Origin of the sequence: Vibrio cortegadensis, assembly GCF_024347395.1 — a bacterium.
GTDB lineage: Bacteria > Pseudomonadota > Gammaproteobacteria > Enterobacterales > Vibrionaceae > Vibrio > Vibrio cortegadensis.
This window is the reverse complement of the sequence record NZ_AP025473.1, coordinates 917159-933910: the sequence shown is the minus strand read 5'-3', so window position 1 is coordinate 933910 and position 16752 is coordinate 917159. Positions and strand designations below refer to the sequence as shown.

11 protein-coding genes and 2 tRNA genes are annotated in these 16752 nt (G+C 39.1%); 1 reads left to right on the top strand and 12 read right to left on the bottom strand.

Going from position 1 to position 16752, the window contains the following annotated elements; all coding sequences use genetic code 11:
• Window positions 1-43: 43 nt before the first annotated feature.
• The 5 genes from betI to OCV39_RS18400 all read right to left on the bottom strand — a co-directional run bounded on the left by betI (window position 44) and on the right by OCV39_RS18400 (window position 5185).
• Window positions 44-652 carry a transcriptional regulator BetI gene (betI, locus tag OCV39_RS18420; protein WP_017052820.1) on the bottom strand — a complete coding sequence of 203 codons (609 nt, stop codon included), beginning with the start codon at window positions 650-652 and terminating at the stop codon, window positions 44-46.
• A 517-nt stretch (window positions 653-1169) separates the two neighbouring features.
• A complete protein-coding gene (gene dcuC, locus OCV39_RS18415; protein ID WP_171756379.1) occupies window positions 1170-2558 on the bottom strand; it encodes a C4-dicarboxylate transporter DcuC in 1389 nt (462 codons plus the stop codon).
• Window positions 2559-2962: 404 nt separating this feature from the next.
• Window positions 2963-3036, bottom strand: a tRNA-Cys gene (locus OCV39_RS18410).
• Between the two features lie 51 nt (window positions 3037-3087).
• A tRNA-Leu gene (locus tag OCV39_RS18405) sits at window positions 3088-3174 on the bottom strand.
• Between the two features lie 247 nt (window positions 3175-3421).
• The gene (locus tag OCV39_RS18400) at window positions 3422-5185 is read right to left on the bottom strand and encodes a COG3904 family protein (protein ID WP_261889639.1); all 1764 of its coding nucleotides are present in this window, start codon (window positions 5183-5185) and stop codon (window positions 3422-3424) included.
• Window positions 5186-5575: 390 nt separating this feature from the next.
• Here OCV39_RS18400 and OCV39_RS18395 point away from each other — a divergent pair, with 390 nt between their 5' ends.
• Window positions 5576-6745 carry an HD-GYP domain-containing protein gene (locus tag OCV39_RS18395; protein WP_171757407.1) on the top strand — a complete coding sequence of 390 codons (1170 nt, stop codon included), beginning with the start codon at window positions 5576-5578 and terminating at the stop codon, window positions 6743-6745.
• Between the two features lie 106 nt (window positions 6746-6851).
• Here the strand turns inward: OCV39_RS18395 and OCV39_RS18390 are convergent, their stop codons facing one another.
• The 7 genes from OCV39_RS18390 to OCV39_RS18360 form a co-directional block, all read right to left on the bottom strand.
• The gene (locus tag OCV39_RS18390; protein ID WP_261889638.1) at window positions 6852-8825 is read right to left on the bottom strand and encodes an LTA synthase family protein; all 1974 of its coding nucleotides are present in this window, start codon (window positions 8823-8825) and stop codon (window positions 6852-6854) included.
• Window positions 8826-8846: 21 nt separating this feature from the next.
• The gene (locus OCV39_RS18385) at window positions 8847-10496 is read right to left on the bottom strand and encodes a phosphoethanolamine transferase (RefSeq protein ID WP_261889637.1); all 1650 of its coding nucleotides are present in this window, start codon (window positions 10494-10496) and stop codon (window positions 8847-8849) included.
• A 17-nt stretch (window positions 10497-10513) separates the two neighbouring features.
• On the bottom strand, window positions 10514-10870 hold the full coding sequence (locus OCV39_RS18380) for a diacylglycerol kinase (RefSeq protein ID WP_113799692.1): 357 nt from the start codon (window positions 10868-10870) through the stop codon (window positions 10514-10516).
• Window positions 10871-11027: 157 nt separating this feature from the next.
• Complete coding sequence (locus tag OCV39_RS18375) at window positions 11028-11420, bottom strand: glycine zipper family protein (RefSeq protein WP_136995303.1); 393 nt, start codon at window positions 11418-11420, stop codon at window positions 11028-11030.
• Window positions 11421-11593: 173 nt separating this feature from the next.
• Entirely contained in the window at window positions 11594-12883 is a 1290-nt protein-coding gene (locus tag OCV39_RS18370; RefSeq protein ID WP_261889636.1) for an ATP-binding protein, read from the bottom strand.
• Window positions 12884-12916: 33 nt separating this feature from the next.
• Window positions 12917-13624, bottom strand: a complete 708-nt coding sequence (locus OCV39_RS18365; protein ID WP_390903274.1) for a response regulator — start codon at window positions 13622-13624, stop codon at window positions 12917-12919.
• A gap of 229 nt (window positions 13625-13853) precedes the next feature.
• Window positions 13854-16544, bottom strand: a complete 2691-nt coding sequence (locus OCV39_RS18360) for a glycoside hydrolase family 31 protein (protein ID WP_261889634.1) — start codon at window positions 16542-16544, stop codon at window positions 13854-13856.
• Between the last annotated feature and the right edge of the window lie 208 nt (window positions 16545-16752).

Below are 16752 nucleotides of genomic sequence, written 5' to 3'. Positions count from 1 at the left end.
AGTGATGTATTAGAAGTAACTGACTCGATACGTTCTTAAATCATCAAGAATTCATCGATTGTTGGGAATAAAAGGTGAGTTGTTTATCTAAGTAATCGTTGATGATTTCAGTGGCTTTCTCTCCATCAATACCATCAGGGTTGAGTGTGCCCCGCAGCCATATACCATCAATTAATGAAGCAACCCCGTGAGCCACGAGATCTGCTTGTTCAATTGGCAATAATGCTTTCAACTCAATTTTAAGATGTGACAATAGACGTTTTTCATTGACCCGTTGTAAGCGTTTAAGCTGAACGTCATGCATTGAATAAGACCAGAATGCTAACCACGTTTTAGCTACTTCATTTTTAACTTGATAGCCTTCGAAATTACCTTTAATGATCGCGTTGATCCGCTGATGGTGAGCATCCACAGGCAGTAATTTCAATTGGGAAGTGATACTGGTGGACAGCTGACGAAGGATCTCTCGCATCGTCTCTTCAAGCAGGCCGTGTTTGCCGCCAAAATAGTGATTAATGATCCCAGTCGACACACCAGCTTCTTTGCTGATCAACGAAATGCTCGCACCATGAAGCCCTACTCGATCTATCACTGCCATCGTCGCTTTAACAAGTTGCGGTTTGCGAATATCTGGCATTCCAACCTTGGGCATTTCTGAACCTTTTATTTTTTATTGAACGGTCAATTAAGTATAAAATGCCAGAAAAATAGTTAGAGTACAAACTATTATTTCACCAAAAAACCACATCTCACAACATACAAGTGCCACAAAATCACATAAAGGCAACATTTAATGCTTATATTCAGAACGTAAACAGAGTCATTAATACTTTTAATTACAACAAGATAGAAACAGTACTGAATATTTACAATGTAAACCCAGAAAGAACAACAGGATGAAAAATCATTAGACTACGAATTAATTACTTTGTAACAAAAACGGTTCCACTAACTTCATATAAGACACGTATTAAAGAAACATTCATCTGTTCAAATGGTGTTTTACTGGCACAAAAAAGCCCCAGTATCTAACTGAGGCATATAAGTTACAGGCATTAAAATCTGCCGTTCTCACCATTCATTGATTGTATATTGTCTGATCACCCTAAATCAAATTGCACTAAATCAGGTTCCAATCTTGATTCTCAGCAAGAGTCATTTTGAGGATGCTAAAAACTAATGATACTGACAAATACAGAGATGAGGATCCCGCCGACCATTGGAATCGTTGTTCTTTTTGCAAGTTCAAATGGTGAGACATCTGCAACGCCCGCAATGGCAACCATGTTAGGTGCGATTGGTGAGATATTACGACTCATCCCGGCAACAAACTGCATCGGTAACAGCATCATCACTGGTGCAATGCCCATCTTACCTGCGATTTCAGGAACTAAATTGGCAAACGAGAAAAATGCCGCATTACCTGACCCCATTAAAATAGCTGAAACCATAATGATTGCGACCATCACAATCGTCATAAGTACTGGGCTAAATCCAGCAGATTCGGCTGCATTTACAATCACATCGATGGCACCAATGGTTTTCAAACCTTGCGCAAAAACTTGGCCTGCAACAATGAATGTCACGACGTTAGCAAACTGACGCCCCATCCCATCGAAGAATATTTGAATCGAATCAACGACCGCTTTAGCATTGTCACGACGGACAAATTCAAATCCTAGAGTGATAACAATAGAAACGAGCATTGCAGTAGTCACGTCCATTTTAATGCTACTTATCATTAATTTACTGAATGTAAAAATAAGCACTAAAGGAATAACCGGTAAAATAGCGTAGATGGTAGGCGCAATCGCTGAGCTTTCTTCGCTTACAGCCACAGTTTCTGATTGCTCATTCAAATGGCGATGTTCACTTGCGATATGGCCACTTTTTACATCAAAATACTTTTGTACCAGCACATGAAGAACAGCAATAACAGTTAATGCAGCAAGCGCAACCGTCAATTGATATTGCACAACGTAATCAACAACATCTATACCAATGATCTCTGCTGCAAAGTTCACGTTACCTTGACCCGGTCCCATCTCTACCGCAACCGCAGTCGCAATAGGCGCACATGCAGACAAACGACTTAAACCAACACTTCGCATTAATGGATATAGCGTCACCATTAGTAGTACACCTAAACCAGATGCACTTGTAATGAAAATAGAAAGAAACTCACCAATAATGAAACACATCGCCATAAACAGGTAAGGCATATGCTTAATGTGAGTTAGCGGACGAGTAAGAACACGCACCAATGCCTCTGATGCACCAATCTCATGCATATAAAAAGCAAAGCCGGCAATTGCCATGATTTTCAGACCTAAACCGGCGCTCTGACTTGAAAACGTGAGCTTAATAAAATGGAAAATATCAAGCCATTGAGACCCCGTAGAAGCACTTTCTGGTAGTGGCAAATCCTGCCCAATTAGCATTGCTGAAACCATCAAAACAATACCACCAGCAATTAAGATGGCTTGAGCCTTGTATCCCTTGAGTACAAAAGTCGCAACAAGCCCTGTCACGATCAGAGATATAATAATAGATAACATATAAATTCCCGAATAAAGTCCTAAAAAATCAATTCGCGCGGAGTTTATATTAAGAATTTTGACAATAATGTGATATTTGCTCGGAATATAAATTTATATAACATTAAATGCTTACGTTCCAAATATCGAATATTACATTGCATGTATATGCATAAAATATAATAGATAACGTGTTCTCTAGCACTTTAAATATTGCTCAATTGTTGTAGCGCTACAATTAAAATCAGACCAACGATGTACTTTGCCCTATTATTTATTACTAACTAATTTATAAACCAACTGTATTTACCTAATTAATGCGCGCAAATTTTATAATTAAAGAAATACACACTAAAAAAGCAAAAGTGATTTGTGATAGATATGAAAAAAGCCCCAGCATTTCTGCTAGGGCTTTTAATCAATAATGGAGGCGCCTCCCGGAGTCGAACCGAGGTCCACGGATTTGCAATCCGCTGCATAGCCACTCTGCCAAGGCGCCATAATTGATATTGCTCTAATGAGCTTTGTTTCGATTTTACTAAAAGTAAGATGGTGCCCCGGGCCGGACTTGAACCGGCACAGCGCGAACGCCGAGGGATTTTAAATCCCTTGTGTCTACCAATTCCACCACCAGGGCACGCAATTCTTGATTGCGATAATCGGCACCACTGTCAATAATGACAATTCCAATTTTCGTAAAATTCTTTTACTCAACAAGCTAACTGTGCGTTGCTCCCTGAGAACGAGGTGTACTTTAACTGATTAAGAAAATGAGTCAACAATAAATTATATTGATTTGATTCAAATGGTTAAAAACCAAGCTCAACGAACATTTTAACACCAAAACGCAGTAAAAAAGGGGCTCAAACTTTACTATTTAAGCTTTAGAGTTCTTGTTCAGAATTTGAAAACTTCAATATCTCAATATCTTTCACCGTCACTTTGCCATCCCTTCCCGCTTGATTGTCTACGATAACATAACGATTCGCGTCAGTTTTGGTTATTGTATAATCACTTTCTGCTCCTGAAAATATAACGCTATTATTTCCTGAGTTACCTGTAATCACATTATCGAGTTGGTTAATGATTACATTAGAATCATTGGTACCTGTTAAGGTGATATCTTTTAAATAGCGAGAATGATTCGTGTAAGGTTTTGACGCATCATATTTCAAGCTGAAAGTGCCATTAAAACTCTCATCAATTCGAGCATTATAGGTGATGTAAGGGTGGAAAAATTTAGTCATTAGTTCAGCACCAAGAGGATCTTCTATCAGAATTTCCGCCCTAGTCTTTGCCAAATAAATTCCCCACATTCCTTTTTGGCTATCTGCTGTATTCAAAGCAGCGTTTCCTGAAGCATCCGAATTCCATGCCCCCCATAGTCCATAATACGAATCAACAACAGCGGCTAAATATTCTTGAGAGAGACTATTTTCTTGGGTTAGCTCCGTGATCCAGTCCTTATTTTCGTCCCCAAGTCCCCATATGCTCTGAGTTAGTGCTGTAACTTGAGCACTTCGAATTTCGGCCTGATACTCAGGTAGTACACCATCAAATGATTGGTTTTGATCCACACCAATACCGTAATCATGAACCAAGTGCAGAATCTCTTCATATGTCGCATCTCGGTGATTATAGTCTTGTTTGATGTACCACTCTCCCCCTTCAACTTGGATTTCATTCTTGTATAAAGGCTGACCATCAAGTTCTGACGCTGAGTTACTTCCGTCATCACTGCCATTCAACAACATCAATAATGCACCGTTATCTGCCATCTTATTAATGACACCCGTTTTATCATCCCCAAATTCAGATGAAGTGTAATCCGTTAAATAATGGCTTAACACAGAGCGTACTCGGATGATTTGATTATCGGTTATCTGATCTTGCGACACGATATGAATCGGTTTTCCATTTGGTGCAACAAGCGAAGTATAGCGGTCAAATTTCAGTGCCGGACTATACGTTGCCGAAAGAGAAGCTGGAACCGGAGTAATCCCGACGTTTTCGACTTTGGTGATCAGTTGATATTGTTCAATCTCTTTGCTCGTCATATAGTGCATCTCATCTGACGCAGCGACATTAAGCGTAAACCAATAGAAACTCGCAGGAACCCCCATTTCTTGATAGTAATCTAAATATGGCTTATGCACGGGGCTTGATATAGGAAAGCTCCCACCATCCTTTACTCCATCACTCCAAGAATGCACTCCCACTCTAGCACCTTCTACGAGTCTTCTCTTTGTTCCAGCGAGAAACAGATCGGTACCACCAGACGCAACATGCCCAGTTTTCCCAATTGACGTTGTAACTCCACTTTGTCTAATAAGCCTGCCTAACTGTAGGTTCGCATCATCGTCCGCTGAGCCATCAATATTAATGAGTGATAATGTTTTTATATTGGAGTTCGCTGCCAACATCTTACTAAATGCGGATGGTGTCCCGTCACAAACAACCCCAGTCACTTTTGCGATATCCCCTTCCACTGTGAATGACAGAGGCTGATCACCATCCATAGGAATTGAGCAGCTTGATTCAAATACTCCGGAGTTAGGAGAGACCGCTGTTGATGTTGAAGATGTTGAATTACAACCAACAAGAGATGAAACAACCATTGTGGTTAAAAGCGCAAGTTTTATATTCATTGCAATAAGCCCTATTTCGAGAAACGATGTGTTTACTTGAAATCACTTTAACAACATCAATACTGTAATTCTGGGCATGACACTTAGTACGACATACTGATACAAAGTGATACACAACAGCACAAATGAAAAGCGTCAGCTCATGTTCATAATTACGCCAAGGGATCAACTTCGTTCCCTATATTTGGGTAACTTGTTCAAAAAATTCGGCTAGTGAGGCGCTTTTGCACTTTCCATTAGATGAAACTTATATACAATATCGAGATTGCTCGCACATAACTAAAAATTTATATAATTAATACCAATACTACTGGGCAAAATTGCCCTATCTTGGTAGATAGTAGAATTATTGCTCTATCCAGTTATAAGAATAAATAAGGAGCAAATCTGGTGCTTCAGGAAGTAAATCTATCCGATCTAGAAATTGGAATGTACATCGTAGAAATCGCGCAACAAAAAAGTAACTCGCGTTTGCGTGATCCCGACTGGGTAAAAAGACAGTCAACCATTAAAAAGCTCGCAGAAAATGGCGTAATAAGTGTCATGGTTAATCCAGAAAAACGTAAATACGTTAAATCTGAAAACCATATAAAACACTTACAGCATAAGAGTGCGTTTGAAGATCTTGATGAAGCAAGTGAGCTTTTTATCGAGTCTAAATCTGTACAAAGAAAAGTTTTTGAAAACATACAAAACGGATTACAAATTGATGTGGAACTTGTGAAAGCAGCCACTGATAAGTCCATAGATATGTTATTCAAAAACCCTAACGCTATCAGCTGTATGCTGAATATTCGTGAAAAAGATGAGTATTTGTTAGAGCACTCGCTAGGTGTTGCTATTCTCACGGCCATGTTTGCTCGTTACCTCAATCTCAAGAAAGAAGTTATTCAGCACATGACTGTCGGTGCAATTTTGCATGATGTCGGTAAAATTGATATTCCAGACAATATTCTGCACAAGCCAGCGCGGTTAACTCATCCAGAGTTCGATATTATGAAAAAACATATCGACCACTCAATCACTAGGTTAGAAAAAACACCAGGGTTATCCAAACTAGCGCTAAGCACTGCCGCTCTGCACCATGAAAAAATCAATGGTAAAGGCTACCCATACGGTTTATCTGGAGAGGATATTCCACTCAATGGCCGAATAATTGGTATTTGTGACGTATTTGACGCATTAACAGCAACACGTTGCTATAAGCAAGGATTTACTCATACTAAAGCATTCACTATTGTGCGCAAAATGGCAGCTGAAGGTGATCTAGACGAAGTGTTAGTTAAAAAATTCATTGATTGCGTGGGCTCATACCCTGTTGGTGCAATGGTTGAATTAACATCTGACAAGCTTGCGATTGTTGACACTCGCAACATAGATGATTCAACGAAGCCGAAAGTCTACACCTTCTATGACTTGAGCTCTCGTAAATACAGTGATGTGGTTCGCGTTGATCTAGCTGAAAAAGAAAATGTACAAATTGTTAAATGCATTCGAGCGGAAGAATATGGCTTAAATTTCCGTGAAGCGATTGAGCATATCAACACAAATAAAATTTAATCTTGATAATAAAAATCGCTACAACTAAATACTTAGCTGTAGCGATTTTTAATGAAATCAAACACTATCGAATATTTATTAATAACATTTGCTTAAGTACTAATAATTATCGTTTTTCAAACTCAGATATAATCTTATTTATCTCAGAGGATTTTGGCATGGTATATAGGTTCTGATTGTATGCCAAACTCCCCCATAATGCGTTAGCTTTTGCAATATCAATGACTTCAGAATTAACTTCCATCGGTTGCTGAGTTTTTTTGTCGAAGTCATATGAGTAAGCATAAGGTGTATTACCCGGTGTCAATACAACTAAATTGTCTCTAGTAAGATAACCAAAGTTATTCGCAAACTGCATCATTGCTCGTTCATCTTCTTTCAATAGTGGTTTCGTTAAATCGTGTCCAAGCATAGGTGAAACTGATGAAACTCCAATCAAAGACATCAGTGTTGAAGGCATATCTATATTGCTCGCCAAGCGATCATCATTTCGTGGTTGAATATCTTTCCCCACGATCACTGCTGGGATATGGAATCTGTCGACAGGAATCAAATCTGTCGCGCTTACTCTTGAATCATGGTCAGCAATAACCACAAAAATCGTATTATCCCAATACTCAGATTGTTTAGCTTTTTCGAAAAACTTACCAAGTGCATAATCTGAATATTTAACAGTGTTATTACGAGTATGTTTCTCAGCATCGTATTGCTCAATTTTCCCATCAGGGTATTCAAACGGACTATGATTTGATGAAGTGAAAACTAAGCTGAAAAAAGGTCTATCTTCCTTGTTCATTTTCGTAAATTGTTGGTCTGCCATGTTGTACAAATCTTCATCAGACACCCCCCATGAACCAGTAAATATCGGTTGTTTATAATCACTCTCATCAACGATATTTTGAAAACCATTACCTAGAAAAAAGCTTTTCATATTATCAAAGTGACTTTCTCCACCATATATGAATTGAGTCATATAGCCATAATCAGAAAGTAAAGCTGCTATATTAAAAAATCCATTCTGGCTTTTGCTTAGCTTAACGACTGCACGAGATGGCGTTGGCGGAAACCCCGTTGTCATCGCTTCAATACCTCTAACAGAGCGAGTACCGGTTGCGTACATCTGGTTAAAACTCCAACCTTCCTTAATTAATACATCCAAATTAGGGGTTAAAGGTAAGCCACCCAATCCACCGACAAATCTCGCCCCCAAGCTTTCTTGCAACAAGATAACCAAATTTTTTTTTGGCCCTTCATAACTCGATGAATTATAATTTAATGTTGTAGTTTCATTCAAAAAACGTCCAGATATAGCTGAAGATTCTCTCACTAAGTCTACTATTCTATCCTTAGCCATCATGCCATACATAGAGGTTGCATTTTTTTCTGAGCCCATATTTTTTAAGGCGAAAATGACCGAGTACGCAGAATTCAAAACTAAATCATTCATTAATGGATCGGTAGAGAAAGACACCGCTGCAGGGTTTATTGGACGATGACCGAGAGATGAACGAGCTCCCCCAACACCAACAAGTACAACTAAAACCGCCATAATGATTCTTATATGTAACTTTGGCATGGTAATGTTTTTCGTCGCATAACCACTAAATTTCCAACCATAATAAAAAGTTATTAACGACCCAACTAGCCCAATAAATAATTCTGTTTTATAGCCAGTAAAGAGCATTCCAAACACTTCTTTTGGATAAACTAAGTATTCAATGAATAACCTATTTGGCCTTAAGTCGTATTCTAGGATAAATGGAACGGTAGCAAGTTCCATATAAACAAAGATCCAAAGCCCTATTACGAGCCAAATTCTCTGAACATAAACCCATACTCTACCTACAGCTTTTTCTGTAGGTAGAAGAGCAGCAAGCAATGCCGGAATTAAAAAAAACCAGCATATACTAGCTATATCAACTCTTACACCTTGTAATAGAATAAAAAACCAGCCCGAAGAGTCTGTCACTCTTTCATTGAGCCATAGAGAAAGCAAAAATCGACTTGTAGTTAATATTAGTAAAGTTAAGGCACTAAACATCACTACTGGTTTCAATCCATAAAAACCAAGCTTTTTCATACTACACCCTTGAATAATAAGTTAACTTCTGCAGGAGTTGAATATATCCATGTTTTCATTATAGATATTAGTATTTACATCCATTACACCAAGAATAGAATGAAATATATTATCCTGAGAATACTTGTTACTGCTCGCTTCACCTTTAATGCACGAAGTGTTGATCTTTTTAGTCTGCTTGAAACCATCAGACATCCAAAGCATCAGGGGAACTTTGGTTTGATATTCTGGAGCTAATCCATACGGCATTCCATGTAAGAACATACCGTTTTCTCCAAGAGATTCACCATGGTCAGAAATATATACCAGCGCGGTATTATATTTATCATTCAGATCTTTTAGCTTTTGTATCGCTTGGCTGATGACATAGTCAGTGTAAAGAATCGTATTGTCATATGTGTTAACTATCTCTTCAACGCTGCAGTTCTCAATATCGCTTCGTGGGCAATCGGGTAAGAATTTCCTCGCCTCTTTAGGGTAACGCTTATAATACGTTGGTCCATGACTGCCAATTAAGTGCAATGCAATCATTCTATTACCATCTAATGACTCGACATCTTGCTCAAAGCCTTCTAACAGAGCCATGTCATAGCATGTACTCCCATCACAGAGTTCATTCACTTCACTACGATCTACCACTTTTTTTGTAATGCGTTCGGCGACATTTTTATCCCCACCATCATTCTCTTTCCAAAGCACTGACACCTTCGCTCTATTTAAAATATCGAGTAAGTTATCTTGATTATCGGCAACCTTACGGTCGAAATTATTTCTAGTTAATGAAGAGAACATACATGGAACAGAAACGGCGGTTGCGGTTCCACAAGAGCTAACATTTTGAAATGAAACCACATCTAAATCGCGAGTAAACGCATTCGTAGGTTTAGAGTAACCGTTTAATTCATAATTTTGTGAACGAGCAGTTTCGCCGACCACAAATACAAGCAGAGTGGGCTTAGATTTTGAATCCTGTAGAGCTTCATCACTTTGTTTTGCATCTGTCCCAATATATTGATATTCAAGTGGCGTTGTGAAGTATTTATCCTTAATAAAGCCTGTCGCGCTGTATATAAACTGAGTTGGAATGATTGCTTTTTTAAGTGCGCTATTATTTCTGCCTACTGATGCATAATCTTGATAATACATCATTGCAATTAAAGCAATCACTATAACGGAAGCTAACATCGAACCGAGTTTAGATAAAACCATTTTGATGATATTTTGGTTCGCACTCAGCTTCGTCATCATTAGCATTAAAGCGGGCACTACACCCATTAAGAGAGTCCACACAACGGAGTAAACACTCAAATAAGAGCCGGCTTCACTGGTATCTGTTTCTATAACGTTTGCGATCATATTATAGTCAAACAGAGTTCCATAGTTATAACCCGCATAACTTACGACACTAGATAAAATTAAGACTATTACAAAAAATGGCTTTGTAATCATCGGCCAACTAAACAGATTGAAAATTAGATTCAATGCTGCCAAAAAGAAAATTGGGATTGATATTACAAACCCGACTTTAACGCCATTGATATCATTCAATATTGAACTAAGCTCGCTGTAAACAGGGATATTAACCACTACCGCAAAATACAAAGCGAGTATAAAGGTGACACAAGTATATGAAACCTTTCTTTTAAAGAGAGGCTTAATTAAATAATTCATTTTATTACCAATAGAGGTTAAAGCAGGATAATAGCCCATGTTAAAGCGGCAAAAACAAGCGAAACAAATACTGCGGCTGAGCCTATATCTTTTGCTCGGCCACTCAACTCGTGCCATTCAGACCCAATTCTGTCAACCACAGCTTCTATTGCAGAGTTAAGTAACTCGGCTAATAGGATTAAAACTAAGCTACCAATTAATACAACCCTTTCTACGTCGGTAATTGTAAAAACAAATGTAGCTATTGTTAATAAAAAGCAAAGCACCACTTCTTGTCGGAATGCGGCTTCATTTATCCATGCCGCTTTTAAACCTTTCATTGAATATCCGGTTGCATCATATATTCTAGCAATTCCGGTTTTACCTGGTTTCATAATACATCCAAATATGAAAATCATTTCGAGGTCATACTAATCTTGTACGCGTGAATTTTATGTGTACAACTGAGTTATTTCCTCTTACTTTTTATAAATTAGGAAAAATATAGTCCATCAATTCCTAAATTCAATTCAATATTATTAAATTAGTTGCTTAATCTTCCGCATCATATACGGTGTATCCTTTCTTCACTAAACAACGTCTTAACACTTTGCTTTGCACTGCGGTCGCATCATTTGCTCCGGTTGCTGCTCCTGCTCCGGCACCAACAGCACCTCCGGCAACGGCACCAACAGCTGCCCCACCGACACCATCTTCAAGTACACCGACAAGAGCACCCACTACTGCTCCTGTCACTGCGCTATTCTTCGCTTCCGTTTTAGCCGCTTCTGCTTTATCAACTTGCTCTGCATAAGACTGGCAATACTTGAAATCTTGGTCATATTGATTTGCATCGACACCTGTCATATCTACGACAGGTTTTTGGTTGTAAGCGCACGCTGATAGAGTGCTTGTCACTGCGAGTAACCAGATAATTTTTTTCATAACGGTACCTTATTGATTAAATTTAAAGTAACGTAAATGTACAGCGTTTTATTGGATATGACTGTCCTAATTTGTCTCGCTTTTGTCATACTCTGTCAGACACAAAAAAAGCGGTGCAAATGCACCGCTATATTTTTATAGAACACCGTTAATTATCTGACTATAAAGATTAATCAAACATCGTTTGGTATTTTTACAACAAAACAAGCTCCGCCTAAATAACTGTGGGAAATGCTCACTTTTCCGCGGTGACGATCGGTAATTTGCTTGACTATCGCCAGCCCTAAACCATGCCCTGATTTCTTTTTGTTTCGAGCTGAATCTGCACTATAAAATGCATCAAACAAATATGGCCAGTGCTTCTCATTGACTCCTTCACCGTCATCATGAACTTCAATACAGATATAGCCCTCATCTTTTGATAGAACAAGATGTATGTTCTGCTGTGCGAATTTACAGCCATTTCTAACTAAATTGTCCAACGCTCTTTTCAGTAAATGTGAGTCTGCTGTAAGGTAAGTTTCGACCGCAAACAAATCCGACTTAATATTGATCTTTGTATCTTTCCTCCAACGAATAATTTGATCTGTTATCCATTCATTGATTGAAATCGACTGTAGATTTAAATCTGTATCTGGCCTCTCGACACGAGCATAATACAGAAGTTCATCAACCATCGCCTCCATCTCTTCTGTATCTTCAATGATGCTTGCAATCGTCTTCTGCTGTTCTTTATCCAAATTCGTATCAGATAATATTTCAGCCTGCCACTGCACTCTAAAAATAGGGGTTCTTAGCTCATGTGCAACCGCATTAGTTAACGCTCGGTTACTGGTAATCAAACCTGAAATTTTATCAGCCATGTGGTTAAAGCTTTGATTTAAAGTTCCAACTTTTTTTGAACCTTTTAAAGGTGCTCGCGCATTAAAATCACCATCAGCAAAAGCCAAGGTGACTCTTTCTAATTCACGTATTCTGCGACTTAAAAACCAGATAAGAAGCACGCAATAAAGAGCAAATCCAAAAATAAAAAATATCCAAACGATATTGTCATCAAAATCTATTTTCTGAATTAACGGTGCATCAGCATCAACATCCATTGTATAGATGTCATTACTATTGTTTATCGTAAACCATAAAATGCGTTCATCATCATAATAAAATCGCTGATCCACATGAGCAGCGATTCCATCTCGAACTTCTTTTGACTCACTACCTGAAGGTATAGTGGTCAGTATTTGGCGTGTTTTACTGGTGAAGTTATGCAGGGCTTCTAACGCAGCTTCTTTTCCTTGTCCATCAGATATTGTATCAATGGTGTCTAGGTAAGCCTCAGCTTCGTACTCTTGTAAAATATAATCGTAATCGGTATTAATTTGATAAATAACGATTTCATAGCCCACTAAACTCATAAAAAAAAGTAATATAAGCCCAAAGAATGACTCTAAATATATTCTTCGCATCTCACCCCTACCATATAACTGTCATTATCGAATCTAGTTTTCCCATGCATCAGGGATAAACAGATACCCTTTACCGCGAACAGTGATGATTTTCCTTGGTGGCACACTCACATCACCCAGCTTTTTTCTTAGAGCGACGATCTTATTATCGACGGTTCTATCAATGCCATCATACTCGATGCCTCTAAGTAACTTAGTGAGCACATCCCGAGACAGCACCTCTTCCGCTGATGATGCGAGTAAAAGTAGCAGGTCAAATTCGCTGTCTGTCATCACAATGTTCTGAGCACCAAGTTCACAACTACGATGCGCTTTATTTAACTTCAGTTGTCCAAAATGTAATTCATTCTTGTTTTCGACCACAGAAGTACTCTCTGCCCTACGTAACAACATACGGATACGAGCTAAGAGAACCCTTGGCTTGACCGGTTTACTCACAAAATCATCCATTCCAGTCTCTAGAGCGGCCACATGATCAAAATCATCATCACTTGCAGTAAGCATCAAAATCTTACCTCTATAGTCATTTCTGATCTGTCTACAAATTGTCAGTCCATCTTGGCCAGGCAACATGAGGTCGAGTAACACAAGATCTGGATTTTCATTGAGGATAACCTGCGGAGCTTCATTTCCATCCCCCACAGTAATTACGTTAAACCCTTGTTTTAAAAAGTAATCATTGAGCATTGACTGAAGTTTTAAATCATCTTCAACGATAACGAGTTTTTGAACGGACATAATTGATTCTCTGTACTTCAACTAGCGATTATGAATTGTCAGAGTTCGCCTGACACATGATTACAATGTTATAGAATTTCAGGTCATATGTATTTATAAATTGCGGCTGCAACCATAAATATCGCATATTTAGAAAACCGAAGTATCAATAAGTTCAATACGTTACTTACAAAAAAAGAGGCACCAAAATGATGCCTCTTTAAGAGAAAGTAATTATCAGTTAAGCGATGAGCTAATAGCTCACGATTATGGTTTGTTGATGCGATACATTTTGAGCATCAATAGCCAGTTCAAGTATATTCCCTTGCATTTTCCATGATGTGATTTTTTCACCGTTCAATTCGACTTTTGTTGCTGAGAGCCCATCAAGTTGCCACTCAACCAATATTGGTCTTAATTGAGGAGCGCCTTCATAAGTCCCACTCGTCGTGAGCGTCAGTTTTGCCTCAGATTTTTTCGTATCTAGTTTGATTAATGTACGTCTTAAATCACCATCCAAATACTCGTTAGTGACGCCATCATCTTCATAGAGTGTAAATTCACTGTGTTGAGGTAAACCAAATACTTTCAGCGCTATAGTTTCAGGAACGTCACTGGTTAACTTACCGCTAGCAGCAGGGTTGAATGGCACAATGGCCCCCTCTTTCGCGTAAAGTGGTAGTTGGAACAGTGCTTCACCTTTCAGCTCAGAATAGAGCGGTTGTTCTTTCAACTCGATGCCAGTATCACTGTTATATGATTCGCCTGTTCTAAAATCAAACCACTTCCCTTTCGGTAAATACACATCCACATTTTTTTGGCCTAATTTTGCTACAGCAACACTGAGTAATGATTCACCCATCATTTTGTGATTGCTTAGCGTTACTGCTTTTGGATCGTTTCCGAACTCAAAACCAAGACTTGGGAACACAGGAGCGTTGGTTAAATGTGCCGTATGAGCATTTGAGTAAATATAAGGAATTAGCTGATACCTCAATTCTAGGTTCGACTTATTACTCTCTAGATCACCGACTCTGTCCGGTGCTGTTTCTTTACAATTACATAAGTTCTCAGTGTGCGGACGAACAGGCACGTCAAACAATGAACTGTATGCGAACCACTGTGTGTAGGTTTCAGCGAGCGCTGCGTCTTTATCCTTACTCGGCACACCTAAACCCGCGCGATGGAAACCACCGATATCTGAACCATAATAATCCATACCCGATAACATCATATTGGTCTGCATACCCAGCTGAACCGACAAGCTGGTAAGATTAGAACCAATATCACCCGACCACATTGAAGCACCAAAACGTTGAATACCTGGCGCACCTGAACGTGACATAATGAACGGACGCTGGCTGACATCATTACGCTGATAGCCTTGGTATATACTTTCTAACCATTTGTAATTGAAAATGTTGTGTATTTCATTGTGTCCTTGGTCGCCAGCATAAATACCATTGCTATTGTACATTTCGGGCTCGCCAAGATCCGTCCAATGACCAATTACGCCCATATCAATCAGCGGTTGGCGTTTCCAATCATGCCACTTAATACCCGCCTCTTTATTAGTCCAGTCAATCATTCCGCCTTTACCCCACCAGTAGCCACCGCCGTCTGAGTTGGTATTGATCGCTTTACCTGTTTTAGGGTCTCTGGCTAAGAATCCAGACTCTTCCATTATGCTATGCTCTTCGAGATCACGGCTCACGTATGACTCTTCAATCAACATCATGCCAATGCCGTCGTCTTTTAACTGAGCAATTTTCTGTTTCGGTTTTGGAAAATTATCTTCATCCCAAGTCAAAGTGCCCATATGGCTCATTGGATCGTAAGGCTGAACATTCCCAAACCACTGCAAATCCATCACGACGCCATCGATCGGAAATTCATTTGACGCTAACGTTTCAAGCTTGCTGTCCATCTCTTTCCAATTATCAAAGCCGTACTCCGATAACCACATACCAAACATCTTTCTTGGTGGAACAAGTGGGTTACCAACCATCGACATATATGACTGGCGCAATTCAGGGAGATTCTCGGCTGCGAAATAGAATAAGTTCACATCGCCTTGCGCAGACTTAATTTTCCACGGGGACTGGCTGAAATCCCACTGTGTTGAGTACATATTGTCTAAATAGACGGCAAAATCCGTTTGATTTGGTGATGATGCATATAAAATTGGGAACATGGTATTGCCTGTTCCACCGCCATTAAACCCTTCCATACGGTTATTGGAGTGTCTCACTTTGCCATTCCAACTAGAGTCAATAACACCTGGGTTCTGAAACTCTTGCCCTAAACCATTAAGTCGATACTGCTCATCCGCTGAAACGGTAAAGGCGGTGTTTGTATCCGGGCAAATTTCACTTAATTGGTTATCTTTCTGATTTTCAACCGAAATACATAAGGTTTGCTCATCAACAGACACATCCAAGGCTGGCGTATTAAAGCCGTGTTTCGTTTTCTTAACCTTTGATGGTGCTTTAAATTTCGATAGATCAATCAGATCTGAGTGTTTAAACGATGCCTTTTCATCAGCGTCTTGGTAGGTGATTTGTAGAGCATTATCTGAATGAACAAAAATAGACAACTGCTTACTCTTTTGCGTCGCTCTCGCTTTGATGTTCGAGTATATTTTCTCGACAGTCGCGCTATCTAACTGCGTAGAGAGCGCGGATTTGAACGTATCTTCTGTATAAAACACTTCACCAAAAATAGGCCTCAGTGCCTTAGTCACATTCTCTTCTGGGAAGTCTTTTCTAAGACGAAAAACATCAACAGCCGTCACCTTGTAGGTATCTTGACCAGAGAAATGAAAGGATTGAGGCGCAGACGCCAATGCATGGCCGCTTAAGCCACTAAGAATACATGCGGTTAGGATATTAACGGGTAGTTTTTTGATAAGCACAACATCACCTAGAGATTGATTTTCCTTCACTTCTAAAACACATTCACTTAAGAGGAATGTTGTAATAGAGTCCTTGAAGCTTTATCCCATAGTAATAAAAGTGTTCACCGCTGAAAAATAGCCAAACTTAAACAAGATATAGATAAAAGCTATACCTCTGGTGCAACATAACGAGTTATCAGAATTTCGAGCAAGAAACAGAGAATTTATAGATGTTAAATATGTGACTTTACGACTG